This is a genomic window from Streptomyces sp. CA-106110, from assembly GCF_050936285.1.
Taxonomy (GTDB): Bacteria; Actinomycetota; Actinomycetes; order Streptomycetales; family Streptomycetaceae; genus Streptomyces.
Window position 1 is genome coordinate 336,305 of the sequence record NZ_JBNJNB010000002.1, and the last position, 22,250, is coordinate 358,554.

20 protein-coding genes and 3 pseudogenes are annotated in these 22,250 nt (G+C 70.1%); 10 read left to right on the forward strand and 13 right to left on the reverse strand.

What is annotated here, in order from left to right; translation table 11 throughout:
• Nucleotide 1: 1 nt before the first annotated feature.
• The 4 genes from ACQEXA_RS59255 to ACQEXA_RS59270 are packed head-to-tail and all read left to right on the forward strand — an operon-like array spanning nucleotide 2 to nucleotide 7,093.
• Complete coding sequence (locus tag ACQEXA_RS59255) at nucleotides 2–2,680, forward strand: hypothetical protein (protein ID WP_433135014.1); 2,679 nt, start codon at nucleotides 2–4, stop codon at nucleotides 2,678–2,680.
• Nucleotides 2,681–2,715: 35 nt separating this feature from the next.
• Nucleotides 2,716–3,828, forward strand: a complete 1,113-nt coding sequence (locus ACQEXA_RS59260; protein ID WP_433135015.1) for a C40 family peptidase — start codon at nucleotides 2,716–2,718, stop codon at nucleotides 3,826–3,828.
• The gene (locus ACQEXA_RS59265) at nucleotides 3,825–4,475 is read left to right on the forward strand and encodes a hypothetical protein (RefSeq protein ID WP_433135016.1); all 651 of its coding nucleotides are present in this window, start codon (nucleotides 3,825–3,827) and stop codon (nucleotides 4,473–4,475) included. Before ACQEXA_RS59260 ends, ACQEXA_RS59265 begins: the two co-directional genes overlap by 4 nt.
• Nucleotides 4,451–7,093 carry an ATP/GTP-binding protein gene (locus ACQEXA_RS59270; protein WP_433135017.1) on the forward strand — a complete coding sequence of 881 codons (2,643 nt, stop codon included), beginning with the start codon at nucleotides 4,451–4,453 and terminating at the stop codon, nucleotides 7,091–7,093. The genes ACQEXA_RS59265 and ACQEXA_RS59270 overlap by 25 nt, the downstream gene beginning before the upstream one ends.
• Nucleotides 7,094–7,324: 231 nt before the next feature.
• On the opposite strand, the gene ACQEXA_RS59275 is transcribed toward ACQEXA_RS59270, so the two are convergent.
• On the reverse strand, nucleotides 7,325–7,537 hold the full coding sequence (locus tag ACQEXA_RS59275) for a hypothetical protein (protein ID WP_433135018.1): 213 nt from the start codon (nucleotides 7,535–7,537) through the stop codon (nucleotides 7,325–7,327).
• Nucleotides 7,538–7,612: 75 nt separating this feature from the next.
• Between ACQEXA_RS59275 and ACQEXA_RS59280 the strand changes: the two genes are divergently transcribed.
• Nucleotides 7,613–8,083: a single-stranded DNA-binding protein gene (locus ACQEXA_RS59280; protein ID WP_433135512.1), complete on the forward strand. Its 471-nt coding sequence runs from the start codon at nucleotides 7,613–7,615 to the stop codon at nucleotides 8,081–8,083.
• 12 nt (nucleotides 8,084–8,095) lie between these two features.
• Here ACQEXA_RS59280 and ACQEXA_RS59285 read toward each other — a convergent pair whose 3' ends face one another.
• Both ACQEXA_RS59285 and ACQEXA_RS59290 read right to left on the reverse strand, forming a co-directional pair.
• Nucleotides 8,096–8,419 carry a DUF3024 domain-containing protein gene (locus ACQEXA_RS59285; RefSeq protein WP_433135019.1) on the reverse strand — a complete coding sequence of 108 codons (324 nt, stop codon included), beginning with the start codon at nucleotides 8,417–8,419 and terminating at the stop codon, nucleotides 8,096–8,098.
• Nucleotides 8,420–8,707: 288 nt separating this feature from the next.
• Nucleotides 8,708–9,928 carry an RNA-guided endonuclease InsQ/TnpB family protein gene (locus ACQEXA_RS59290; RefSeq protein ID WP_433135020.1) on the reverse strand — a complete coding sequence of 407 codons (1,221 nt, stop codon included), beginning with the start codon at nucleotides 9,926–9,928 and terminating at the stop codon, nucleotides 8,708–8,710.
• Between the two features lie 40 nt (nucleotides 9,929–9,968).
• Here ACQEXA_RS59290 and ACQEXA_RS59295 point away from each other — a divergent pair, with 40 nt between their 5' ends.
• Nucleotides 9,969–10,457 (forward strand): hypothetical protein, encoded by a 489-nt coding sequence (locus tag ACQEXA_RS59295; protein ID WP_433135021.1) that lies wholly within the window; start codon nucleotides 9,969–9,971, stop codon nucleotides 10,455–10,457.
• A 717-nt stretch (nucleotides 10,458–11,174) separates the two neighbouring features.
• Here the strand turns inward: ACQEXA_RS59295 and ACQEXA_RS59300 are convergent.
• The 5 genes and pseudogenes from ACQEXA_RS59300 to ACQEXA_RS59320 all read right to left on the reverse strand — a co-directional run bounded on the left by ACQEXA_RS59300 (nucleotide 11,175) and on the right by ACQEXA_RS59320 (nucleotide 14,671).
• Nucleotides 11,175–11,441, reverse strand: a complete 267-nt coding sequence (locus ACQEXA_RS59300) for a hypothetical protein (protein WP_433135023.1) — start codon at nucleotides 11,439–11,441, stop codon at nucleotides 11,175–11,177.
• Nucleotides 11,442–12,025: 584 nt separating this feature from the next.
• Nucleotides 12,026–12,199: pseudogene (locus ACQEXA_RS59305) on the reverse strand (SAM-dependent methyltransferase); the annotation flags it as partial.
• A gap of 227 nt (nucleotides 12,200–12,426) precedes the next feature.
• Nucleotides 12,427–12,831 carry a type II toxin-antitoxin system VapC family toxin gene (locus ACQEXA_RS59310; protein WP_359410524.1) on the reverse strand — a complete coding sequence of 135 codons (405 nt, stop codon included), beginning with the start codon at nucleotides 12,829–12,831 and terminating at the stop codon, nucleotides 12,427–12,429.
• 9 nt (nucleotides 12,832–12,840) lie between these two features.
• Nucleotides 12,841–13,038 carry a hypothetical protein gene (locus ACQEXA_RS59315; RefSeq protein ID WP_359410523.1) on the reverse strand — a complete coding sequence of 66 codons (198 nt, stop codon included), beginning with the start codon at nucleotides 13,036–13,038 and terminating at the stop codon, nucleotides 12,841–12,843.
• Nucleotides 13,039–14,188: 1,150 nt separating this feature from the next.
• Nucleotides 14,189–14,671: a GNAT family N-acetyltransferase gene (locus tag ACQEXA_RS59320; protein ID WP_433135025.1), complete on the reverse strand. Its 483-nt coding sequence runs from the start codon at nucleotides 14,669–14,671 to the stop codon at nucleotides 14,189–14,191.
• 217 nt (nucleotides 14,672–14,888) lie between these two features.
• Between ACQEXA_RS59320 and ACQEXA_RS59325 the strand changes: the two are divergent.
• Nucleotides 14,889–15,020, forward strand: a pseudogene (locus ACQEXA_RS59325) (FCD domain-containing protein); the annotation flags it as partial.
• A gap of 37 nt (nucleotides 15,021–15,057) precedes the next feature.
• Nucleotides 15,058–15,240: pseudogene (locus ACQEXA_RS59330) on the forward strand (hypothetical protein); the annotation flags it as partial.
• Nucleotides 15,241–15,290: 50 nt separating this feature from the next.
• Here ACQEXA_RS59330 and ACQEXA_RS59335 read toward each other — a convergent pair.
• Both ACQEXA_RS59335 and ACQEXA_RS59340 read right to left on the reverse strand, forming a co-directional pair.
• Entirely contained in the window at nucleotides 15,291–16,649 is a 1,359-nt protein-coding gene (locus ACQEXA_RS59335; protein ID WP_433135026.1) for an APC family permease, read from the reverse strand.
• A gap of 92 nt (nucleotides 16,650–16,741) precedes the next feature.
• Entirely contained in the window at nucleotides 16,742–17,623 is an 882-nt protein-coding gene (locus ACQEXA_RS59340; protein WP_433135027.1) for a carbon-nitrogen hydrolase family protein, read from the reverse strand.
• An 84-nt stretch (nucleotides 17,624–17,707) separates the two neighbouring features.
• Between ACQEXA_RS59340 and ACQEXA_RS59345 the strand changes: the two genes are divergently transcribed.
• Both ACQEXA_RS59345 and ACQEXA_RS59350 read left to right on the forward strand, forming a co-directional pair.
• The gene (locus ACQEXA_RS59345; protein ID WP_433135028.1) at nucleotides 17,708–18,502 is read left to right on the forward strand and encodes a FadR/GntR family transcriptional regulator; all 795 of its coding nucleotides are present in this window, start codon (nucleotides 17,708–17,710) and stop codon (nucleotides 18,500–18,502) included.
• Nucleotides 18,503–18,723: 221 nt separating this feature from the next.
• Nucleotides 18,724–20,082, forward strand: a complete 1,359-nt coding sequence (locus ACQEXA_RS59350) for a glutamine synthetase family protein (protein WP_433135029.1) — start codon at nucleotides 18,724–18,726, stop codon at nucleotides 20,080–20,082.
• A 160-nt stretch (nucleotides 20,083–20,242) separates the two neighbouring features.
• Here the strand turns inward: ACQEXA_RS59350 and ACQEXA_RS59355 are convergent, their stop codons facing one another.
• The 3 genes from ACQEXA_RS59355 to ACQEXA_RS59365 form a co-directional block, all read right to left on the reverse strand.
• The gene (locus ACQEXA_RS59355; protein WP_433135030.1) at nucleotides 20,243–20,404 is read right to left on the reverse strand and encodes a hypothetical protein; all 162 of its coding nucleotides are present in this window, start codon (nucleotides 20,402–20,404) and stop codon (nucleotides 20,243–20,245) included.
• 341 nt (nucleotides 20,405–20,745) lie between these two features.
• On the reverse strand, nucleotides 20,746–21,012 hold the full coding sequence (locus ACQEXA_RS59360; protein WP_433135031.1) for a hypothetical protein: 267 nt from the start codon (nucleotides 21,010–21,012) through the stop codon (nucleotides 20,746–20,748).
• A gap of 477 nt (nucleotides 21,013–21,489) precedes the next feature.
• Nucleotides 21,490–21,831: a hypothetical protein gene (locus tag ACQEXA_RS59365; protein ID WP_433135032.1), complete on the reverse strand. Its 342-nt coding sequence runs from the start codon at nucleotides 21,829–21,831 to the stop codon at nucleotides 21,490–21,492.
• Nucleotides 21,832–22,250: the final 419 nt, after the last annotated feature.

Sequence of the window (22,250 nt, forward strand, 5' to 3'; positions counted from 1 at the left end):
CGTGCTCCGTCCAGACCGCGCGATGCTGCGTTCCGTCGGCTTCGTGGTGCTGCTCACGGTCGTGTTCGTCCTGGTCAACACCCAGGTCGTGTATGCGGCCGGCAGCAACAGCGAGAGGGGGGACCTGCTCGCTCCGCTGAACATCGACTCGTCCGAGGGTGTGCCGATCGACGGGTACGACCTGAACGCTTCAGGCGGCTCCATCGTCGCCTTCAAGACGCAGGCCCTGGCTTTCGCCCTGTCCGGGCTGTTCACCCTGATCCGGCTGCTGGTCGGGCTGGCCGGGTGGGCCATCGAGGTGGCCTTCCGGTTCCCGCTGCTGAAGATCCTCATCCGCCCGGCGCAGAAGGTCGCCGACACCTACAACCATGTGGTCGTCGACACGCTCGGGATCAAAGGCCTGCTGCTGGCCTGGGCGTTCGTCTTCGCCGGATTCATGATCGTGCGCGGGCGGGTCGGCCGCGGCCTGGGCGAAATCTTCCTCACCCTGCTCATCGGGGCGATCGCCGCCTCCGCCCTCATCCGCCCCGACACCCTGCTCGGCCCGGACGGCCCGCTGGGACAGTCCCAGCACGTGGCAGCCGAGGTCGCCCAGCGATCCGTCAACTCCTACGACTGGGGCGGCAAACTCGCCCGTTACGACCCGTGCGCGGGCATGGCCGGCAACGCCGAGATCAAGTGCCTGGAACGTGAAGGCGAAGGACCGGTCTCCGCAGCAGAGGTGGCCCGCCCCATCCAGGACTCGATCACCAATGCCCTGATCGTCAAGCCGTACATGTTGTTGGAGTACGGCCGGATCCTCGATGCGGCCAAGTCTGCAGACCGCAAGGCCTACGCCGTCCACCTGAAGTGGATCACCGGCGGGTACCTGCCCGGCTCGACCCCGTCGGGCAGGGCGAAGGACGCCTGCAGCCTGGTCCACGGGCCGGCCAAGCAGTACTGCGAGCGTGACGTCGACGGCAAGCCGAGCGGCAGCTCCCAGCTTCCGGAGTTCACACCGGGAGGCGAGCTCCTCGACGCGTCCAACGCGATCGTCACGGACGAGGACCAGGCCTTCGCCGCATTCCTCGCCGATATGAAGAAGGCCGGGCCCGTCGGGCAGTCGTGCGCCGCCTACGCGGAAAAGCCCACCTGGTGGCGTCTGGGCGGCGCGTTCCTGCTGCTGATCGCCGCGCTGTTCATCTGCGGCATGCTCCTGTCGAGCGCCATCGTTCTGCTCGGCACCCAGGGCGTCTGTGCTGGAGCGGCGGCCGTCGGCGGTCTCACCTTCGTCGCGGGCATGCTGCCCGGCCCGGCACGCCAGAGCGTGTGGAAGTGGCTGTCCCTGTGGGGCATCGCGGTCCTGGCCGTGGTCGGGATCTGCGCGTTCATCCCGTTCTTCGGGATCGCCATCGACGCCACCCTCACCAACGGTCCCGACCTGATGGTGGAGCGGATCCTGCTCATCGACGTCCTCGCCATCGGCGGCGCGGCCGGGCACCGCCGCCTGCTGACGGGGATCTCGTCGTTGGGACGGCGCATGGCCATGCGGATGCGCTACGCCACGGTCGGCGGCACCCATCTGCCCGGCGACACCTCCGAGCTCGGCGCCGCGCTCGCCATGAACTCGCCGGCTTTGCTGGGCGGATATGGCGGTGGGCTGCGCGCCTTCGTGGGTGGAGGTGGTGGCAGGTTCGGGATGCTCGGCACGCGGCAGCGGCTGATGGGCGCGCTCACCTCGCTGTCCGACGGCGCGGGTATGCCCGTGGATGCCGGCAGGGTCCTCGCCGATGCCACGGCCGAAGCCGGGCGCGGTCTGGCCCCGCTGACCGCGGCCGCCGCCCTGGGCGGGCTGGGCGCCCGGCTCGGCGCCAAGGGCGCGCACTGGCTGCTGATCGGCCGCCGGCCCGATGCGGAGCAGTTGGCCACGTGGCGCAAGCCCGTCGCCGAGGGCGACCCGAGTGCAGTCGCGGGCGGGCCCTGGGACGGCGGGGACGGCGGGGACGGTGGTTCAGGCGGCGCGGGGCCGCGGCGGCCCTCAGGCCCGCCCGACCGGTTCCGCAACGATCAGGGGCAGGTCATCGACCGCGACACCGGCCAGGTGCTGCACGACCAGAACAGCGATCGCACGTTGCTGTCGACCCGGGCGCACAACCGGCTGGTCCGTTTCCGCGGCTACCGCATCCTGCACCGCGGCGGCCGGGCCGCGTACGGGGCGACGGCCGGTCTACCGGCAGGCGTCCGCCGGGCCCGGGCAGGGGGCTCGCGCTACACCCAGGACGCCCGCCAGCAGTTGCGCGTGTGGGGCAACACCCTCCGCGAGGACGGCCGGGTCTGGACAGACACGGGTCGCCACGTGGCCCAGGTCCTGCGGGGTCACACCGCCCGCCCGGCTACGCCTGCGCCGTCCCCTCGTCCTTCGAGCCGTCCGACCTCTGCCCCCGCGCAGCCGCCCGCGTCGGCGGGCGGTTCCACGGCAACTCCGGCCTCGGCACCGCTCCCGCGCCGGGACGGGCCTGCGCCGCAGCCTCGGGCCGATCTCGGCGGGCCGGTTCTTCCCGGTGGGAGGAGCGCGCGTAGCCAGGCGCGGGAGGAGGCGCGGGCCCGGATGCAGGAACTGATGCGGCTAACCGGTCCCGACGCGGAACGCCTGCGCCAGGAGCAGGTCCGGCGGCGGAACAAGGGCGGTGAGGACGAGTGAGGCCGCCCAGGCGCCGTGTGAGGCGGTGGGGGTGCATGGTGGCGCTGCTGATGTTCGCCGCTGTGTGCTGTGCCGCGCCGGTGGGGAACGCGATCAGCGCGTATGTCGCGCTTCAGAGGGGTGCACAGGACGACGGGGGTATCGCCGAGGGCGGCAGCGCAGCGGACATCCCGCCGCGGATGCTGACCGCCTACAAGAAGGCCGTCCAGCAGGTCGGGACGTATGTGCCCAGGTGCCGGGGCATGCGCTGGCCGATCCTCGCCGGGATCGCCAAGGTCGAGTCCAACCACGCGATCGGCAGGAGCATCGCCGCAGGCGGCGACATCCGCCCAAAAATCTACGGGGTACTCCTGGGCGGCTCCGGTGTCGGTGGCAACACCACCGCCGTCCCGGACACCGACGGCGGCCGGTGGGACGGCACCGCGAACGGGGAGCGCGCCGTCGGGCCGTTCCAGTTCCTGCCTTCCACCTGGAAGTCGATCGGCAAAGACGCAGGCGGGGACAAGATCGCCGACCCGCACAACGCGGACGACGCCGCTCTCGGGGCCGCGATCTATCTGTGCGGAGGCGGACGCAACCTGGCCCAGCGCGCCCAACTCAAGGCCGCGATCTGGCAGTACAACCACTCGAGCGCGTACGTAGCAGGCGTGCTGGGCTGGATCGACCAGTACACGGCAGCCGCCGAGGGCCCGGACCTGAAGAACGTCTCCGAGAAGGTCCGCACCGTGATCGAGGCGGCGCTTTCCCAGCGGGGGGTGCCGTACTCGTGGGGCGCAGGCAACGCGAGCGGCACGTCGTACGGGATCTGCTGCTCGCCCGGCGGCAAGAGCGGCACGAGCATCAAGGGCTTCGACTGCTCGGGCCTGACCCAGTACGCGTACGCGAAGGTCGGCATCCGGCTGCCGCGCACCGCGGCCGCGCAGGCCGGTGTCGGCAAGCGGATCCCGGCCAGCCAGGGCACGGGTGCGCTGAAGCCCGGTGACCTCGTCTTCTACGCCACAGCTCCCGGACATGATTCCACGATCTACCACGTCGGGATCTACGTGAGCGGCGGCCAGATGGTCAACGCCGCCCGCCCGGGGACCGTGGTGCGCCTGGACGCCGTCAGCGCGATGTCCGGCTATGCGGGGGGTGCACGACTGCTGTGACCACGACCCCGCGCTCCTCGCGCCTGCTGGTGCTGAGCACCGTCCTGCTCGCCGTCGCTGGGGCTGCCCTGCTGTGCATGCCGCACGATCAGCAACCGCTGGCCCCAGCGACGCCGTCGACCGCGCAGGCGACCACGGATCGGTCATCGATCGCCGCTATGCCTTCGACCGGCAGGCCGGCGACCGCCGGCTCGGCTGCCTCCACGGCGTCCGAGGCGTCGACGCCGTCAGCCGACGAGTCCGCTCTGCCACCGCACGGCGAGGGTGTGGCCGGCGACCGGGCCATCCAGCGGAATCTGGAGACTTCCTGGCCCGCCGACCTTCCCGCCGACGACGAGCGGGAGTTGCTCACCGCCGGTCGTGCGCTGCTGCGCGCGGACGCCACAGGAGTCGGCCGAGCGACGTGGCCAGAGGTCTTTCCCGACGCCGGCCAGGACGTGGCCCCGGCGTTCGCCACCGCTCGCTTTCGCATCCAGGCCGCGATCGCCCGCCGCGCCGGCAGCCCTACCAAGGCGGTGGTCCATCTGGTGTGGGCCGGGACGGACCGCGGCGGCACCTTCACCGACCTGCGCATCACCGACTGGCACTTCACCCGCACCGCTTTGAAGAAGGGAGCAGCCACGTGGACTCCGCGGCCCCGTACCTGACGGACCTGGCCGGTGACACGTCTGCCGGTCAGGTACTCGCACTGGTCACCGGCTTGGTCGACGCCGCCCAATGGCTGTATGGCCACTGGTATCTGCTCGCGCCGGCCATCGCCGTGTGCTGGGGCGTGGTTGAGATGGTGGTACGCCTGCTCGCGGCCAAGGCTTCGGCCGAGCGGATGGCGTTGGAGCTCGTTGCCACCCGGCACTTCGACCCGAGTCTGGAGGAGATCTTCCGGCGCGGTGTCCAGCTCGCCCGCGCGTCCACGGCCATGCCGTGGTGGGCACCCCGCCGGGCGAAGGCCGTGCAGATCCGACTGCGCGCGGACGGCAGTTCGCCGCTGCGCTACCGCATCGAGGGTCCAGCGGGCGGACAGCGGCTGCTGTCCATCACCCCCTTTGGGCCCGATGTCACCGTCACCCGGGCCCGGCCGATCGTCGACGAGCCGCGAAAGCACACCGTGCGTGCCGAGTTCATCCTGCGCGGCACACCCACAGCGCCCTTGCGCGAGGTGCCGCTCACCCCCGACCCGCTGCAGCCGCTCATCGACGCCGTGGCCGACCTGCGCGCCGAGCTCGGCGACCTCGCCGAAATCCGGCTCGACATCCAGCGAGCCCCGAAGTGGACGCTGCAGGCGCGCCGCCTGCAGCTGATGGGCGCCGCGCGCCGGTTTGAGCGCCGCGAGGCCCAGCGGGCCGCTCGCTGGCTGCGGCAGGACGCCAGCGGTATGGGGGACTCTTGGGGTTGGCAGGTGCAGCAGCTGCTCAGCGACACACCCGGCTCGGGCCCGGGCGCAGGTCGGCGGCTGGTGATGCCGCCCGTTCCCCGCCGCATCGAGCCGTCTGAGGCGCTGGGCAAGCTCGCCGAGGACGACCACCTGGTCCGCGTCCAGCTCCTGGTGATGTGTGCCTCGAACACGGAAGGCCGCGCCCAGGCCCGTCTGGCCCAACTCCAGGCGGCATTCGATGTGTTCGGCGGCCGCTCCCGGTGGGCCATGCGCGGCCGGCGGCTGGGGCCGTGGCGGATCGGCGCCGACCACTGGCCCACCCGGCGCGGCTTCGCGCGCCGCTGGAATCTGGGGCACTGCCAGCCGCCCCGCCCCAACTGGGTGAGGCTGGAGGAGCTGACCGGCCTGCTCAAGCCCCCGACCCTGCACTGTCGTCTTCCGGTGCTCGCCGGTGACCTGCCGACGTTCGAATTCGGCGACCCTGGGTTGCTGCTGCAGGGCATCTACCGCGGCCCGGACGGCAGAAGGCGGCTGGTGGCCACCTACGCCGAAGAGACCCTGTTCGAGGTCGGGACCGGCAAGGCGGGCGGCGGCAAGACGGAACGGGCCCTGGCACAGGCGATCGGCTGGGCGCACGCGGGTGGCGGGCTCGTCTTCGTCGACCCGCACCGCGACTCCTGGCCGCGCGCGTTGCCGTTTTTGGCACACGAACACCTGATGCCGCGGATCGCGCTGATCGATCTCAACGGTCTCGGTTCTCAACCGCGGGTGAGTTCGTGGAATCCGCTCGGGATGCACCACGGGCAGTCGGCGTACGAGGTCGTCGAGGCCATCGCCGACGCCTACGCCTCCGCACTGGCCTGGGACGACGCGACCGCCCCGCGTGCGCTGACCATCCTCACCGCCGCCCTGACCGTCCTTGTCGCGGTCAACGAGACGGCCTGCCAGGCCGGCCGGCCCGAGGACCAGGCCACGCTCTTCCACGTTAGGGCCCTGCTCACCGACCCGGCCTTCCGCAGGGCAGCACTCGCGACGGTAACGGGCCGGCTCGATGAGGAGACCCTCGCCTGGTGGCAGTCGGTGTTCCCGACCCTGCCGCCCGACGCGTTCGCTGTCGTCCTCAACCCGATCGCCCGCCTGGCCGCCAACCCGGTCACCCGCGCGTTCCTCGGCCAGCCGGTCGGTGTCTACAACATCCGCGCGGCGATGGACTCCCGGATGATCGTCTGGGTGTGCCCGGGCGGCAACGGGCCCACCGACCGCCTCCTGACCGCACTCCTGGCCCGGGACCTGCTGCGGGCCGCACGCTCCCGGCGCGACACCCCGGAGGATAAGCGGGTGCCGTTTCGCCCGTACTTCGACGAGCTGATCACCCTGACCGGTGCGGCCCCGGAGACCATCGCCGCGATGTTCGAGGATCTCCGCAAGTACAAGTGCCACGTCCACGGCATGACCCAGCTACTGTCCCGCCTCCCCACGCCGGTGCGGCTGTCCCTGGTGCAGAACGCGTCCACGCTGGCCACCACCGCCGGATCGAGGTCCGCGATCGCGCCGATCACCATGGAGTGGGGTGATGACCCCAGCCCCGACCGGGTCGCCACCATGGAGCGGTTCGAGCACTACGTCTCCATGAACGTGCACGGCCGCCGCATCGGGCCCGTCCAGCTGCGCGGGCCCCACCTCGACGACGTCTTCGCCGCTCAGGCCCGTCCGCAGCAGGCCGGTGCGCTGGAGCAGGCCGCCCTGGCCAACGCCAAAGCGCTCCCGCTGGACCAGCTCACCGACCTCGCCGCGAAGCAGCTCGGCCACGTTGCCGCCTTCCTCGCCGCGCACTCCCCTGCCGGCGCCGCTGCTGTCCACCTCTCGAAGGAAAGGGATGAGGAGTTCGGATGATCACCGCCCAGCCCAAGGACCGTACGACAGCGGGCTTCACACACAGCCCCGTCGAGCCCCTCAGCACCAACGCCTGGCCACGCCCGCCCAGCACCGCTGCGTGTCCTGCCGCGACCCGACCACTCCCGCCATTCGGTCTGGGAGCGGCCGAGCGACCGACTTCGTCGTGCCGGCCTAGTCCAATCGGGGTGTATCAGGAATTAATTCCTGATACACCCCGGACGATTGTGGTTATGCGCGGCGTGAGCTCTGGGTGGCGGCCAGCAGGTTGCGGATGTCCACCACGCTCGTGCCGGTGCGCTCGGCGATGCGAGTGGCAGGCTCGCCGGCCCGGTACGCAGCGACGATGGCCGCGGTCAGGTTCCGGCGAGCCGTGTGCACTGCTTCTTGTGCGTCCCGCAATGCTGCGGCCGCCGTCTCCAGCCTGTTCTCCTCGCTCGTCATACCAGTCATCGTGCCAGGGGGTCCGCAGGGCGAGTACAGTGGGAGCGTTCCAGTATCGAGCAAGGGGTGGCAACGATGGCGGGCGAGACGCTGGTGACCGTGGTGGGCCACCTGACCGCCGACCCGGAACTGCGGCACACCGCCTCCGGCCTGCCCGTCGCTGGGTTCACCATCGCCTCCACCCCACGTGTGTTCGACCGCGACCGCAACGAATTCGTGGACGGCGAACCGCTGTTCCTGCGCTGCTCACTGTGGCGACAAGCCGGCGAAAATGCCGCACAGTCGCTCACCCGCGGCATGAGGATCATCGTCACGGGCCGCCTCAAGCAGCGCACCTTCGACGACAAAGAGGGCCAGCGCCGCACCACCCTCGAGATCGACGCCGAGGAGGTCGCGGTTTCCCTGACGTATGCGACCGCCGAGGTCACCAAGACCTACCGGCAAGGCACACCCTCCCAGGGCGAGCCCCCACCGGCAGCCAGGCCGATGCCCGATTCCACGCAGTCGTCCCCGAACACGGCGCCCGCCGAGCCGCACCCGTTCTGACACGGACAAGAATCAGCCCCAGAACGCATTCCGAGGGTCGTCCAGCACAGCCAGGGCCTCGTCCAGCGACGGGACCGTCGGCAGGTGATCGCACGGGTACCAGCGGCCATTGCGGTCCGCCCCCTCCACCTGCCATCCCTCACCGGTATGCCGCAGCCGAGCGACCCTGCGCGAGGTCCACTCCCCAACCCCATCCCACGGCGCGCGCTCCTCGGTAATCACAGCAGCACTGCCCCGCACAGTGCACCCCACCGAGACTTCCGCCTTCGCGTATGCAGGAATGCGTTGCTCGGCCCACTTCTTCAGCCGGGCCTGGTCCATCTCCGAGATCTTCACATCTCCGACCGTACAGAGCCCGCCCCCGGAACGTGGTCTGCCGCAGGCAGCGTCAAAGACATGTCCAACACGCATTACCGCAGGCCAGAGGCTTCAGTGACTCGCGAGCTCCGGATACTGGCAGGCTCCTGAGCCTGGCCCAGGCTCTCACCCAGCTCTCCAGCGCCGCATGGCGCACCTACACGCACCCCGCCAGCGCCGCCGACTCCCTGGAACCCAACATTGAAGGCTCCCCTCCCTGAAGGGAGGGGATTCTCCACCCTCCAGGGCTGCGTGGGGATTCACGGCTCAGGCCGCCACCGGAGCCGGCGGCTCAGGAGGTCTTACGCCCTCGGCACCGTCCGGGTTCCAACCTGCCCGGACCAGCATCACACGGGCGGAGTTCTTGTCCCTGGGGGACACGGCTCCGCACACGATGCAGGCATAGGTTCTCATCGAGAGAGGGAGTGCGTGCTTGGTTCTCGCCCCGCACTGCGCGCAGTCCATCGTGGTGTGCGCCGGGTGCACGAGGCGGACGTCCCGTGCGTGCTTGCGCCCCATCTCGACCAGAGCGCGTTTGGTGGCGGCGATGGCGGCATCGGCCGCCTTGCGGGCCATCGTGGTTTTCGCGAGGAACTTCGGGCGGAAGTCCTCCACCGCCACCCCGTCATGATCACGCATCACGGACTTGGCCCACTTGCGGCCGGTGTCCTCCCGCTGCCCCGCGACCTTCTTGTGCAGCTTCGCGGCCTGTGCCTGCGCCTTCCGGTAGCCCTTGGATGCGGGCCGGCCCTTCGGACGCCGGCGCCGGGCCATCATCCGCTGGTAGCGGGCGAGCCCCTGCGCGGCCCGCTTGCCGTGCTCGGCATGCGGGAGATCGTAGGCGTCATCCGTGGTGGTGGCGGTCTCCTTCACACCCCAGTCCACCCCGAGCACCCGCCCCGTGAGGGCAAGCAGTTCGCTCTGCGCGGGGGCGACGAAGGACACATACCAGTGCCCGAGCGTGTCCTGGTACACGCGCACACTCGACGGGTCGGCCGGAAGAGCCCGCGACCACACCACGCTCAGCACGATCTGGCCCGCAAGGTGCAGACGACCGTCCTTCAGACGGAAACCCCGCCGCGTGTAGTTCAGGCTCGGGCGGCTGTCCCGCTTCCGCTTGAAGCGGGGCATCCCCGCCCGGCGGTGCACCGGAAGCCCGTCCTTGACGTCCTTCAACGCCTTCGCCCGCGACTTGGCGAAGTCCCGAATCACCTGCTGCTGCGGCACCGAGGCACCCTCGGCCAGCCACGGCATCACCCCGCGGGCCTCAGTCAGCATCCTGTCCAACTGCGCCGGACCACACGTCAGCTTCTCTCCGGACCCCTTGCTCTGCTGGTGGACCTGCTTGGACTTGGCGACGCATTCATTCCAGAGCCACCGGCAGCGGTCCCACTCCGCTTCAAGTGCGCGCCGCGCGGTAGCCGACAGGCGCACACGGAAGGAGTACCGGGCATGCCCGGCCCCCTCCGTGGTCGCGTCTGTCGTCATGCATCCGAACCTACCCGGGAGGACTGACAGTTGAGGCCTCTTGATCGCCACGGGCTCGCTCACCTCGTCGCGGGTGGACGGTCCTTCGCCCTGGAGGCGAAACCCCTATTTCCTGTCCTGCTCCGCAGGAGTCCGATTCCTCCCCGGCCTGAAGGCCGGGGCATCCTCGGAGGAACCCGGTGAAGGCTGGGGCCGTGAGGAGGAGCGCAAGGGCTTCAGTGAAGTCGTCGACGCGATCACCCGGCCGAATCTGCCCAGCGGCGGCACGATGGTCGTCTCCTACAGCAGCCTTCTCGAATCCGCTCACCGTGTCGGACGCGCCCTGCACCACCTGGACGACCCGCAGCTCGTGAAGGCCGTTGCCGCCGAAGCCGCCGTGGAACTCGCGGCCGTGGACAGCGCCGAGCTCGGTGACCTCAGCGGCCGCGCCCAGCAGGCCGTACTCCTCAGCCGTGAGGACGCCTCCCCCGTCCAGGTCGCCGCCGCTGTGCGGGTGCTGATAAATCATCCGCCCAGTTCACAGCCTTGATCACCAGTCTCTGGTCGTGCCCGCTGATCGCGTCAGAGCCTTGGCCAGTGCCGGGCATCGACGGCTGGCCCGGTATGGGGAGGCCAGCCACCTCTCCCGCCACGAAGCCCACCAACCTCGCGGAACTGGCCATCGCCAGTGTGCAGACACCTCCACCGCAGCGGCGGCGCAGCCGACGCACAGGATCCACGTCGCCGCAGCCCCACGCCGCAACGCGAAAACCCCACCCCCTTGGCAGGGGACGGGGGTTCGCAAACGAGCGCCGGGCAGGCCTTGCACCTGCATCTCCCCGCAGGAAGCGGAACGTCTTTTCCCGGACCGCCAACGCACAACCGGCCACCAGAAGTTGCGGCGGCCTGCTCAAGATCAGTCCTAGCGCATGCCCACCCGTGAGCCCGACACTCGGGCCGAGCCGGGCAGCGTGCAGCGTCACCGTGTCCATGCACACACCCCGCCGCAGGGAAACCGACGCCCATTGCGCAGGCCCCCACCCCCGACCACAAGCCCCACCACGGCAGGTCACAGCACCGCACAGCCCGCCGGGCCGGACCACGCAGCTCCCGGGCGCCTGCGCATCGCGTGCGCAACCGGCCCACGCCATGCCGAGACTGCACACACGCGGTCAGCGATTGCGCATCGCGGCCACGTGCGCCCTCCGCGGTTCAGGGCGCTGACCAGGCATGGCCGCACCTGTGGTCGGGCCGGCCACGGCGACGGTCAGGGGATGTCTCCGCGCCAGTCGAACCGGCTCCGGTCCACCGGTCTCGGGGAGTACAGGGCGCGGCCGCCCGGCCCATACCGGCCTATCTCCGTATGCAGGGCGACGTCTTCGGCTCGAGCGTGGTCGGGCCAGTCCGTGACGTCCAGGAGCAGACCATCCAGCGGGCCGGCCACCAGCTCCACGTAGGTGCGCCCCCGCCGCGGTCCGGCATCGTCGTGGTCGGCCCCGTAGACACGGCCGCGCAGGAACTCCAGCTCATCCATGGCGGACAGCGTCGCAGCCGCCACCGACAGCCTGCATGACCCACTCGCAAGACGGCCGCTGAACCGGGCTGACGGCGACCACATCGTCGCTGCACACCTCGGCCACCGTCGTCTGCTGCGGGCCCAAGCCCTCAGCCAGAGCCCGCACCACCACGTCGCGGTCACTCACTCAGTCTCACTGGAGCACTCACACACAAGATCGTCGCGCCCCGCAACGGCACTCGCGGCCGCACAACCCGGCCCCGGCCACAGAGAATCGTTACATCCCGAAGGGTCACAGGGCTGACCTCGCCGCCCCCCCGGGGGGCGATGCCCCCGTTGGTAGCCGTCTCCACCTTCGCCCGTATGGGCATCCCCGCGCATCGCGACGGCTTTATCCCTTCCTGAACGTGGCAGGGAAAGGTTGAGACATCGGAACGCGTCAGGGCCGCACCCGAACCTCGGGTGCGGCCCCCATGTCCAGGCTCATCCGGGCAATGCGGCAGTTCTCCGAGGGGATGCAGGCGGCGATCTCCCGCGCCAGCCTCGCCGCCTCGCCAATCGAGTCTGCGACCTGGGCGGATGTTTTATCGGCACCCGCAGCGCCTGCCGCCGCGCTGGGGGTGTGGGACGGAGGAGGCGAGTGTGCGTCCGGCTTTGAGGTGCTGGGCGATGGTCGGGAGCAGGAGCTCGGGGGCGACGAGGCCGATGGCTCCGAAGACGGAGCAGATCGCATCGAACTGCTCGTCGGAGGCGTGCAGGTAGTGCAGGGCGTGGCTAACTCGTAGTGGACCGGCCCGGCCAACTGCCGGCGCAGCACCGCGTTCTCATGCCGCAGGACGAGCAGTTCCGCGTCCTTGGTGGTGTCGCGGCGCAGCAGCACCGACGGGACGGACAGCAACCTCCGGGCCACCTTGTACAGCAGGGACACGATCACGCGGACATGATTCCAGCGGCCGAACCGCACCACTTCCACCTGTGGCTATGACTTTTCGAGCGCCACAGGCTATTCCTCGCCGAGGATGCGCAAGCCGTGCTCGTTCTTGAAGTACTCGTAGTCCTTCAGGTTCAAGGTGGCGAGCGGCAGGCCGTAGGTGAGGCAGCAGGCGGCGATCCACATGTCGTTGGTCGGCTGCGGCCGTCCGGCCTTCCTTCCGGCTGCGGAGAGTTTGCCCCAGGTGGCGGCGACGGCTTCGTCCCCAGGGAGAACGGGGATGCCGGAGAGCCAGTCGGCGAGCTCCTGACGGCGGAGGCTGCCCCAGTCGCGGATCTCGGTCCACTGGGTGAGCTCGCCCAAGGTGACGAAGGTGATCAGCGGCTTGCGGCCGATCAGCCGGGTGGCCAGCGGGCCGGTGAGCCTGCCCTTGTGGGACAGGGAGGCGACATCGGTGTCCAGGATGACCGGTTGCATGGCGGCGGCTCAGGCGACGTCGCGCCGGCGCTCGGCGTAGATGAAGGCGAGGAATTCGTCGAGCTCCTCGTCGGACTCGAAGGTGTCCGCCTTCAGATCGTCCAGGGACGTGATCGGCTGCGTGTTCTTCGCGGCCAGCAGTTCCTCGACCGTCAGCCGCGGCCGGACCGGCGGATAGATCGGGTGCTCCGTTTCCGCTGCATTCATGGTGAGAACCTCCCCGCTGCTGCCGGTCACTGCCTGCTTCGGCTCATGATACGGGCACTGCACGCGGCGCGGCTGAGCGAGCAACTGCGCGTGTCCCGGGGCCGGGTGGTGACCGCGTAGAACTGGCCCCGGAAGCGTGACAGTTCCGCGAACCGCTCCTGCCGAACAGCATGATGCAACAGACTCATCCCTACGGCCTTCGTGCTGGGCATGTGTGTTCCTTGGTCGGAGCACATGGTCAGCCGAAGGCCGCCTGCACGTACGGCAGTTACCAACACGAGTGATCAAGTACGAGACGCCGTTCGAGACCCCAGGTTAAAGATCAAGTTAGTCGTGGCTTCACTCGGCCTCAACCGAGTCTGTCATCCGGCAGCAATCGACCCTTCAGAACGGCAGGTGCACCAGCAGGGCGGACAAGGCCGAGTTGGTCGACACTCCAGCGGGCGGCATTGAAGAAGCGGCGGGCGCGGTCGTGGGCCCAGTGCTGTTCCAGCCCAGATGCCGGTGAGCATGCCGCATACCGTCACTGCCGAGGTCTGCCCGATCATCCCTCACACCAGACCGCAGAAGGTGGTGAACGTCGGCGCGGTGAAGGCGCGGTGAAGGTCGCCCGCGCGGCCTCCCACAGCCGTGCCAGCGAAGCGGGTACCGTCATCGTCGGAAGCATCAGCGGCCCCTCACGAGGTGGATTTGATCACGCTGATGCTTCCGCCATGCTCGCGACCTGCGGCTTCACCCCGGGACGACACGCACAAGATCACCCGGCGCCGTCAATCGGCCCACGGGCGTCCACTCGAACAGGAAACCGCGAAAGTCGAGTGACCAGGCCGGATGATTAATCGGCACCCGCAGTGTTCCGGTGTTCGTCACGGGGGAATCGTCGCGCGAGTCGGACCAGCCCGGGCCGCAGTGGTCCAGCGCGGCGAACCTGTGCCGCTCGAAAAGTCCCACTCCAGCGCTACACCGGACGGCGCGAAGACTTCGCCCAGGCTGCGAACGCCGGGCTGGTCTCCGACCGCTCAGCTCGCCGCGCCACCCGCATTACCAGTACCGAACTGGTCCTCGCACGCACCGCCGCCTGCTGACCACGATCACCCCAAAGCCGAACCGCCAAGCCGGCGCTGCCCGACGGACACAGCGACCCCATCTGTTACAGCGGCAAGGACATGACCAGATCGGTCGTGGCGAATCCGAGCGAGGTATACAACGCGATCGCAGTCTGGTTGTACGCGAAGACATGCAGTCCGATCTGTACCGAGCCGAGTTCACGGGCGAGGTCGGCACCCGCGAGCATCACCGCCCGGCCGTAGCCGCGACCGCGCAACTCGGCATCGACCTCGATGTCGTAGATGAATGCCGCAGTCTCAGTTCCATGCGGGCGCAGATTCAGCCAGAAGATGCCCACACGGTCGCCGCTCGCCGCATCCCGGGCCAGGCAGAGATGGGTGTCCTTGGTGGCGAGCCCGTCGGGCAGCAGCCGGGCCAGGTTCTGCGCGGACTTCGCCGCAGCCTCCTCGGCCGTCCAGTTGCCCGAGGTCACATTGCTGGCAGCGTGCTTGACCAGCATGTGTTCGAAGTAGGCCTGGAATTCGGTCTCGGTCATCGGGTCGAGTCGCACCTGCGCAGACGTCACGATCCGGAATCTACCCGCTGGCCCGGTCGCTGATCCAGATCGGGTGCGCGGCCGCTCAGGTTGTGGGGCGGCGGCCATGTTTGGGCCTGGCCTCGGGCCGCGAGGTCGGCGGCGTATTGGGCCCGGGTGTCCCCGTCCTGCGGAGAGAGGGCCTCGTTACGGATGAATTCCTCGAAGTCGCTCACACTGCCCTGGGCGACGTGCGGGGATCGAGGAGATGGCGGCCACGGACCCGGCCGACGCGGCGGCGCAGTTCGAACTCAACCGGGCCTTCCACCGGCTACTGATCGAGCCCTGCGACAACGCGCTGCTCCTGCGGATGATCGACACCCTCTGGGACCACCCGTCAACCGCCGCATCTCCCGCTCCTACGTCCAGGACCGGGCACCGTCCCGGTGATGGTGAGCGAGCACCGCGCCATCCTGGAGGCCGCCCGCGCGGCGGACGAGGACCGCCTGGTCCACCTGGCGACCGAGCACATGTACACCGGCTACCGGCAGGCCCTGCCCGCGGACAGCGGCCTGGAACTGGTACCGGGGTCAAGACGGAGCAATCGCGCTGAAAGCTGACAGGGGCCGCCGGCAATGCGGCGGCCCCTTGTCAGGTTCCGGGGTCCAGGTCAGACCGTTTCGGGGGTCCTGGTCTCCTCGGCGAAGTCGATCTCCGGTGGCGGGGTCCGGAACAGCCGGGTGAGGTAGGCGAGGTAGAGCACGCCCACGGCAAGCCAGATCAGGCCCAGGGTGATGGCCTTGCCGTCGAGGCGGGTCAGCAGCCAGATGTCGACCGCCGCGCCGACCACGGGGAAGGCGACGTGGGTGAGGGGGTTGAGTCTGCGTCCCGCGCGGCGCTCGCGCACGAAGGTGGCGATCACGCTGAGGTTCACCGAGGTGAAGGCGGTGAACGCGCCGAAGTTGATGAACGAGGTGGAGGTCGCCACGTTGAGTCGCAGCGCGATGAGCCCGATTACCCCCGTCAGCACGATGTTGACGGCGGGGGTGCGGAACCGGGGGTGGACGAACCCGAAGAAGCGGCGGGGCAGCACACCGTCCCGGCCCATCGCGAACAGCAGGCGGGAGGCGCTGGCCTGGGCGGCAATGCCCGAGGCGAACTGAGCGACCACCAGACCAGCCAGGAAGATCGAGGAGAACAGGCTCCCGGCAATCGTCCTGGCGATCTCGAAGGCGGCCGAGTTCGGGTCGGCGAAGGTGCTCCCGGGGTGGGCGAGCTGGGTCGTGTACGCGAGGAGGACGAAGATGCCGCCGCCGATCAGGGCGATGAGGATGATCGCGCGGGGGATGGTGCGCCGCGGCTCGACGGTCTCCTCGGTGAGGGTGGTGACGGCGTCGAAGCCGAGGAAGGAGTACGCGGCGATGGCCGCTCCGGCCGAGATGCCGACCAGGGTGCTGTGGTCGTTGAGGAACGGCGTGGTGCTGAACAGCCCTCCGGCGCCCGAGTGGTGGAAGACGTGGAGCAGTGAGAAGAGCGCGAAGAAGCCGATGACGAGCACCTGGAAGATCATGAGCAGGTCGTTGGTCTTCTCCGCGGTGCGGATGCCGCGCACGTTCAGCGCGGTGGTGATCGCGATGAAGCCGACGATCCAGACCCAGAAGGGCACGCCGGGGAACTGGGCGTGCAGATAGGCGCCGCCGATCAGCCAGATGACCATGGGCAGGAAGAAGTAGTCCAGGAGCGTCGCCCATCCGACGAGGAAGCCCGCCCTGGAGTCGATGGCTCGCCGCACGTAGGTGTAGGCCGAGCCCGCCACCGGATGGGCCGCGGCCATCTTGCCGTAGCTGTACGCGGTGAAGATCATCGCGACCATGGCCAGCAGGTAGGCGGTCGGGACGGTGCCGTTGGTCGTCTGCGCGATGACCCCGTACGTGCCGAGCACGATCAGGGGGGTCATGTAGGCGAGGCCGAAGACGACGACTGATCTGAGGGTCAGGGTCCGGTTCAGCGTCGGGGTGGGCTGTTCCATGGCGGGGCTCCAGGGGGCGCGTAGGGGCCGGGCGGGCTTCCGGGGGTGTGTCGGCGGGCGGGGGACGGGGCGGAGGCGGACATGCCGGGCGGTCAGCCGCCGGCGCGGCGGTCCGGATTCCAGCGGCGGGGGTCGATCCGCCCCTGGTACAGCGGCAGTTCGATCGGGGCGTCACCGTCCTGGAACTGGTCCCACACGCGGTTGAGGCCCGCCGTGCCGTGGGTCCGGACCCGGGTGACGTCGTCGAGGTCGAGCACATCGGTGAGGACGGTGGGCAGGGCGTCGGGGGCCTCGACCCGTACCCGGCCCTCCGGGTCCACCACGAGGCTGCGGCCGGTGCCGACCGGGCCCGCGGTGTTGACGCTGATCACGTAGACCTGGTTCACCATGGCGTTCGCTCGGGCCAGGACCAGTTCCTGGGCACGGTCGGCGGTCGTCGTCATGACGGGGTTGACGATCACTTCCGCGCCCATCCAGGCCAGATGCCGGGCGACCTCGGGGAACCACGCGTCGTAGCAGATCGCGAAGCCGATCCGGCCCGCTTCGGCCAGGTCGGCCACGACAAAGCGGTCGCCGGGGTCGTACGGCTCGTAGGGTCGCCAGGGGAAGACCTTGCGGTACGAGGCCACGAGCCGGCCCTCGGGCGAGAAGGCCAGAGCGGTGTTGAACAGCTCGCTCCCCGCGCCGCGCTCGCACACGCTGCCGGGCAGCAGCCAGATGCCCAGGTCACCCGCGAGCTCGGCGAGCATCTTGGTCCGGGGGCCGTCCAACGGCTCCGCGGACTCCCGCAACTGTGCCTCCCGCTCCTTTCGGGAGCCCTCCACGCCGCACAGGTGCAGCTCGGGATGAACCACCAGACGGGTCCCGGGGAACCTCGCGATGAGGTCCTGGACCTCATCGGTGAAGCCGGCCAGCGGCAGGCGGGAGGAGCGCGGAAGGGCCTGCGCGAGGGCGATGGGCAGGGGCCGGGACACGGGGAGTCACCACTTTCGGACAGCAGGTGGCCTGATGGCGAAAAAAAATAGAGCACGATGAGCACTTAAACAAGAGTGTTCAAGATGAGCACTTTTGAGTACGGTGTCGCCATGCCCGGCTCCCCCGTGAACTCCCGCCCGGCGCGCGCGGAGCAGGCCACGCACGGCCTGTACGCGCCGCCGCTCACCGCCATCCGGCGGCTGTCCGCCCTGGACGCCGTACGGGCCCGTATCGCGCTCGCCGTCGATCTCGGCCTGCTGGCGCCCGGTGAGCGGCTGCCCGGCAGCGACCGGATCGCCGAGGCCCTGGGCGTTTCCGAGATCACGGTCCGCCGGGCCCTGGTGGCCCTGTGCAAGGAAGGCGTGCTGGAGCGCAGACGCGGCCGCACCGGAGGGACGCTGGTGGCCGAGCGGCCCGCGCACGCGACGGTCGGGGCCATCGAAACGTACCGGGCGGCATCGGCCGACGTGCACCAGCTGATCGACCACCGGCTCGTCCTGGAGTGCGGGGTCGCCCATCTGGCCGCGGTCCGCGGCCTCGACACGGAGTCCGCGCAGGAACTGGACCGGCTGATCGAGGAGATGGACCGGGCCCCGAGCTGGGCGGAGTTCCACGGCTGCGACGAGCGCTTCCACATGACGGTGGCCGCCGCGACCGGACTCGACTCCGTCGCCGAGCCCTACGGCGCCGTGCTCCGGGAGCTGTACCGCTACTACCTGCCCTACCCGCTGGACTTCCTACGCCACTCCAATGACGAGCACCGCGCCCTGGTGAAGGCAATTCTGCGCGGGGACGCGGCGGAGGCGGCCGAGGTGGCGCGCCGGCATGTCGAGGAACTCCACAAGAGCATGTTCATGGACCTCCTCGACCGACGCTGACTGGCACCGGCGGTCCATGCCCGCGCCCGGCGCACACCCTGCGCGGGCCGGCGCGGCGCCCCCGCGGCCGGTCCGCACACTCGTACCCGGCCGCCGCGGCGTTCGCCCACGTCCCCGAAGGGACAGGGCGCAGGCTCCGGCCGTCGGCGCCCCGGCGGCGATCACACTCAAGAGCACGACCGCGGAGCCGATCACGGACGCACGCGGTGAAGGAGGATGCCATGTCCACCGCGCGTAAGAAGCGGGCCCGGGCGGCCGGGGAGGCCGACCGGCTGACGGCGCAGGGAGTGAGCGGGGTCGTCCTCACCATGGTGGACACCGCGGGTATCACCCGCGTCAAAACCGTGCCGGTCTCGGCGCTGCCCGACACCGTGCGGTGGGGTGTCGCCATGCCGCCGGTCTTCGACCTGATCCTAGCCGACGACTCCGTCACCACCGGCGGGCACACCGGCGCCCCCGAGGGCGACCTGCGGCTCCTGCCCGACCTCGACCGGCTGACCCCGCTGGCCGCGCAGCCCGGCTGGGCCTGGGCGCCGGCCGACCGCCACGACCAGCGGGGCACTCCGTACCCCGGCTGCCAACGGCTGTTCGCCCGCCGGATGACCGAGCGGGCCGCCGAACGCGGACTCGCCCTGCGGATGGGCTTCGAGACAGAGTGGGTGGTCGGCCGAGACCCGGACCCGTCCTCGTCCCCGTCGCCGTCCCGCCCGGCCGCGGGCCCCGCGTACGGCATGGCACGCTTCGTCGAACTCTCCGACTACCTGCGCGACGTGCTGGACGCCCTCCTCGCGCAGGGTGTCGCCGTGCAGCAGCTGCACCCGGAGTACGCGCCCGGCCAGTTCGAGGTGTCCGTAGCACCCGCCGACCCGGTGGGGGCGGCCGATCTGGCGGTGCTCGTGCGGGAGACGGTCAGGGCGGTCTCCGCGCGGCACGGGCTGACGGCTTCGTTCGCCCCGGTCGTCGAGGCAGGAGCGGTCGGCAACGGCCGCCACCTGCACCTCAGCCTCTGGCAGGACGGCCAAAACCTGTGCCGGGACGGGGACGGCCCACACGGCATGACAGCGCTCTGCGAGGCATTCCTCGCGGGCGTCCTCCGGGAGCTGCCCGCGCTGCTCGCCCTCGGCGCGCCCTCGGCCGCCAGCTATCTGAGGCTCCAACCCTCGCGCTGGGCCGGCGCGTTCCAGTGCTGGGGCCCGGAGAACCGGGAGGCCGCGATCCGCTTCGTCGCGGGAGCACCGGACGCCGGCTGGGCGGCGAACGCCGAGATCAAGAGTTTCGACGCGGCGGCCAACCCCTACCTGACGGTGGGCGCGGTCATCGCTGCCGGCCTCGCCGGAATCGACGCCGCCGCGACCCTCCCGCCGCCCGTGGCGGGTGACCCCGCCGAGGTGGGAGGGCACACGCGGCTACCCACCTCGCTCACCGAGGCGCTGGCGCACTTCGAGCGGTCGGCGGTGCTGCGCGAGGCGCTCGGAGAACCGCTGTTCGACGCGGTCGTCGCCGTACGGCGTGCGGAGGCCGCCCGGTTCGAAGGGGCAACGCCGCAGAGCATCGTGGCGGCCACCCGCCTGCGGTACTGACGGTCGGCGACCGGCCGCCGAGGGGCCGGCCCTGTTCGCTCTCGATGTCACCGAGGGTTTCGCGGGTGAGGAAGATGAGAAGCCGCAGCGCGAACGTGTGCCGCGTGTCGTGGTAGACCCAGCAGCGGCGGGGCAGCACCGCAGCCTCCTCGTGCGCACTTCACTGCTTCATCCGGTCCCACGCCCGCCAGCGGATACGGTCCCAGCCCGAGCCTGTAAGCATTCGGCCGCCCTGGCCAATGAACAGCGCCAGCGGGTCCAGGCCGCCGCCCGTCTCCAGCACAGCGATCCGCCGCAGGCCCGGATTCACGTCCTTGATCACCCGGGTGACTGTGACGCTGCGGGTGCCGATACATCATCCGCCCAGTTCACAGCCTTGATCACCAGTCTCCGGCCGTGCCCGCTGATCGCGTCAGAGCCTTGGCCAGTGCCGGGCATCGACGGCTGGCCCGGTATGGGGAGGCCAGCCACCCCTCCCCCACGAAGCCCACCAACCTCGCGGAACTGGCCATCGCCAGTGTGCAGACACCTCCACCGCAGGGGCGGCGCAGCCGACGCACAGGATCCACGTCGCCCCAGCCCCACCCCGCAACGCGAAAACCGCACCCCCTTGGCAGGGGACGGGGGTTTCGCAAACGAGCGCCAGGCAGGCCACGGCGACGGTCAGGGGGTGTCCCCGCGCCAGTCGAACCGGCGCCGGTCCACCGCTCTCGGGGAGTACAGGGCGCGGCCGCCCGGCCCATACCGGCCTATCTCCGTATGCAGGGCGACGTCTTCGACTCGAGCGTGGTCAGGCCAGTCCGTGACGTCCAGGAGCAGACCATCCAGCGGGCCGGCCACCAGCTCCACGTAGGTACGCCCCTGCCGCGGTCCGGCATCGTCGTGGTCGGCCCCGTAGACACGGCCGCGCAGGAACTCCAGCTCATCCATGACGGACAGCGTCGCAGCCGCCACCGACAGCCTGCGCGACCCACTCGCAAGACGGCCGCTGAACCGGGCTGACGGCGACCACATCGTCGCTGCACACCTCGGCCACCGTCGTCTGCTGCGGGCCCAAGCCCTCAGCCAGAGCCGCACCACCACGTCGCGGTCACTCACTCAGTCTCACTGGAGCGCTCACACACAAGATCGTCGCACCCCGCAACGCCACTCGCGGCCGCACAACCCGACCCCGGCCACAGAGAATCGATACATCCCGAAGGGTCACAGGGCTGACCTCCTCGCCCCGGGGGCGATGCCCCCGTTGGTAGCCGTCTCCACCTTCGCCCGTATGGGCATCCCTGCGCATCGCGACGGCTTTATCCCTTCCTGAAAGCGGCGGGGAAAGATTGAGACATCGGAACGCGTCAGGGCCGCACCCGAACCTCGGGTGCGGCCCCCATGTCCAGGTTCATCCGGGCAATGCGGTCAGTTCCCCGAGGGGATGCGGGCGGCGATCTCCCCCGCCGGCCGCGCCGCCTCGCCAATCGAGTCTGCGACCTGGGCGGATGTTTTATCGGCACCCGCGGTCTCGTTCGGGCCGTTCTGGGCGCACACCTTGATTCCCACGGAGTCGTTGGCCTTCACGTTCGGGATGTCGAAGTAGACCTCGCCACCGCTGCCGTTGCGCTGGGCGCCGATCAGCTTGCCGTTGATCCAGACCCACGCCTTGACGCCGACGCCGTCCCTGCACGTGTCGAAGACACCGACGTAGTCGTCGCCGAACACGTCGCCGTAGTCGACGAACTGGGCACCTCGTATTCCGCGCAACTCGGCGACTGGCCGGTGTAGACGACGAAACTGTCATTCGTCGCGGCTGCCGCGGGCAGAGCGCTCGCCACAGGCAGCAGGGCACTCGCGAAGAGGACGCCGGCAGCCATGCCGACTCGCTTCAGACAATGCATCAGCATGACCGGGTTCCTCGGGTGGGTTCAGGCGAGGTGCGGGTGATGGCGATGATCGTCTCGTTGATGGCCATCGCGTGCGGGGCTCCCAAGCGGCCCGCACCACGCGCGGTGGGGGGCGAGTGCCCGGCGAATGTGGCTACGCGGCGCTGGGCCCATCCGTTGGCGTGGCCGTAGCGGATGCGGGCGTGGGCCTGCGCATCGGTGAGGCAGCTCGGGTGTGCGGCCGGGGACGCAGTCGTCGGGGAGGCCGGGGAGGTCCCAGTCCTTGACGGGGCCGACGGT

What these genes read in the sequence shown, in the direction of transcription:
- ACQEXA_RS59275 (WP_433135018.1), bottom strand. Translation starts at nt 7,537, where the DNA reads ATGACGAGCGAGGAGAACAGGCTGGAGACGGCGGCCGCAGCATTGCGG.
- ACQEXA_RS59310 (WP_359410524.1), bottom strand. Translation starts at nt 12,831, where the DNA reads ATGCAACCGGTCATCCTGGACACCGATGTCGCCTCCCTGTCCCACAAG.
- ACQEXA_RS59350 (WP_433135029.1), top strand. Translation starts at nt 18,724, where the DNA reads ATGTCCACCGCGCGTAAGAAGCGGGCCCGGGCGGCCGGGGAGGCCGAC.
- ACQEXA_RS59345 (WP_433135028.1), top strand. Translation starts at nt 17,708, where the DNA reads ATGAGCACTTTTGAGTACGGTGTCGCCATGCCCGGCTCCCCCGTGAAC.
- ACQEXA_RS59290 (WP_433135020.1), bottom strand. Translation starts at nt 9,928, where the DNA reads ATGACGACAGACGCGACCACGGAGGGGGCCGGGCATGCCCGGTACTCC.
- ACQEXA_RS59335 (WP_433135026.1), bottom strand. Translation starts at nt 16,649, where the DNA reads ATGGAACAGCCCACCCCGACGCTGAACCGGACCCTGACCCTCAGATCA.
- ACQEXA_RS59360 (WP_433135031.1), bottom strand. Translation starts at nt 21,012, where the DNA reads ATGGATGAGCTGGAGTTCCTGCGCGGCCGTGTCTACGGGGCCGACCAC.
- ACQEXA_RS59315 (WP_359410523.1), bottom strand. Translation starts at nt 13,038, where the DNA reads ATGAATGCAGCGGAAACGGAGCACCCGATCTATCCGCCGGTCCGGCCG.
- ACQEXA_RS59300 (WP_433135023.1), bottom strand. Translation starts at nt 11,441, where the DNA reads ATGGATGAGCTGGAGTTCCTGCGCGGCCGTGTCTACGGGGCCGACCAC.
- ACQEXA_RS59280 (WP_433135512.1), top strand. Translation starts at nt 7,613, where the DNA reads ATGGCGGGCGAGACGCTGGTGACCGTGGTGGGCCACCTGACCGCCGAC.
- ACQEXA_RS59260 (WP_433135015.1), top strand. Translation starts at nt 2,716, where the DNA reads ATGGTGGCGCTGCTGATGTTCGCCGCTGTGTGCTGTGCCGCGCCGGTG.